The following is a 1,680-nucleotide window of genomic DNA, read 5'->3' as shown; positions in this document are numbered from 1 at the left end:
CCGGAAACACACACGAGTGCACCGCCTCGCCGTCGACCAGCACCGAGCATGCGCCGCAGTCACCTGCGTCGCAGCCCTTCTTCACCTCGAAGTGGCCGTGCTCGCGCAGATAGCTTCGTAGACACTGACCGGCACCCGGAATGGCCTGTGCCTCAGACCCGTTCACTCGGATGCTCATGCCAGTTCCCGGCGGATCTGCTCGGCCAGCACGGGGGTCATGGCGCGCCGCCAGTCGGGGTCGCCGTGAGCGTCCCGGGTCCAGGCGTCCTCGCCGATGCTCTGGTGTGCGGCGGTCAGCTCGGCGGCGCTGGGGGTGGTGGGAAAGGTGAAGACGTGGGGGCGCACGGTGGCTGCGGTCACCGACAACACGAACCGGCCACCGTCGGCGGCGGTGTCGCGCCTGCCGATGACGACGATCCCCGAGCGGCCCAGTGGGGACGGCGCGAGCTGGCGGTAGGCCGTGGTCGCACGCAGCGCGGCGACGGGCAGCCACACCGAACGTAGGACGTCCCCGTCGCCCAGGGTGTTGGTGGCCACCCCGGTGACGAAGTCGGTGACCGGCGGGCGGTGGTCGGTGCCGTCGGCGCGCCAGATCGTCAGCTCGGCGTCGAGAGCCGACGTGAGCGAGATCATCGCACCGGCGGGGAGCGACAGGCAGATGTTGCCGCCGATGGTCGCCGTCGCCCAGATCTTGAACGACGCGAGCAGGGCGGTGCAGCACTGGCGCAGCAGAGGCGCTGCCGTCCACTCGGGGCGGGTGGCGGCCAGCTGGGACGTCAGTTGCGACAACTCTTTCAGGGTGCACGTCGCGGCGAGTTCGATTCCGTTGTCGGCGACGGTGATCGGCGTCCAGCCGAGACGGGTGATGTCGATCAGCCGGCGGATGTGTGGCTGGGGTTCGGAGAACAACCAGGTGCCCCCGGCGAGGATCGCGTCCCCGGGGCCGACCGGCCACAGGTCGTCGCGGCAGGCGGGGACGGACATCGTCTCGACGGTGTTGAGGTCCATGGACGTCAGCTGACCGGGGTCAACGGCCCGCCCACGATGTTGCCGACGATACCGCGAATGATGTTGGTGCCGTCCTCCTCTCGCAGCTCGGCGTACCATTCGGCGGCCTTCTCCGGATCTTTGGCGTGGGTGACGTCGCATCGCTTACGCGCCCGAAGCACCAGCTCGCCGGCCCGTTCGGCCCGCGACTGCTGGTAGGCGGCCAGGGCCGCAGGAACGTCATCGGGGTGATCCCGAAACGCCCACTGCAGTGCCACCGCGTCCTCCATCGCCGAGCAGCCACCCTGCCCGATGTCGGGGGTGGTGTTGTGGGCGGCATCGCCGAGCACTGCGACACGGCCCCGGACCCAGGTGTAGAACGGATCCAGGTCGAGGATCTCGACCCGGTTGGTGGTGGCTGGGTCGAGTTTGTCGATCAGCGTCTGCACCCCTGGTGCCCAGTCCGCGAAGTGTGCACGTAGAGCCTCACGCGCACTGCCCTTCTCGTAGGGCGATCCTTGGGGTTCGACCACGTCGAAGAAGAAGTAGAACCGTCCGCCCGCGATGGGCATCACCGAGACCCGCTTGCCGTCGCCGACGTAGGTGGTCCATTCCGTGGCGGCACCGATCGAATCGTCGGCGTCGACCAACCCGTTGAAGTTCACGTACCCGGCGTAGCGCCGGGTCACCGGG

Annotated in this window: 3 protein-coding genes; all 3 read right to left on the bottom strand. The window is 68.9% G+C overall.

The genetic code is table 11. The features are described 5' to 3' along the window. On the bottom strand, window positions 1-178 hold a 178-nt coding region (locus tag WA944_RS16675; protein ID WP_526647153.1), incomplete at its 3' end, for a 2Fe-2S iron-sulfur cluster-binding protein. Further along, entirely contained in the window at window positions 175-1,008 is an 834-nt protein-coding gene (locus WA944_RS16670; RefSeq protein ID WP_526647152.1) for an FAD binding domain-containing protein, read from the bottom strand. The genes WA944_RS16670 and WA944_RS16675, both read right to left, overlap by 4 nt. Window positions 1,009-1,013: 5 nt before the next feature. Then, window positions 1,014-1,680 (bottom strand): FAD-dependent monooxygenase (locus tag WA944_RS16665; RefSeq protein WP_526647151.1); only part of this gene is annotated, 667 nt, incomplete at its 5' end.

The organism is Mycobacterium sp., from assembly GCF_049683355.1.
Lineage (GTDB): Bacteria > Actinomycetota > Actinomycetes > Mycobacteriales > Mycobacteriaceae > Mycobacterium.
The sequence above is the reverse complement of the archived record's forward strand: the minus strand, read 5'-3'. Positions and strand labels throughout refer to the sequence as shown.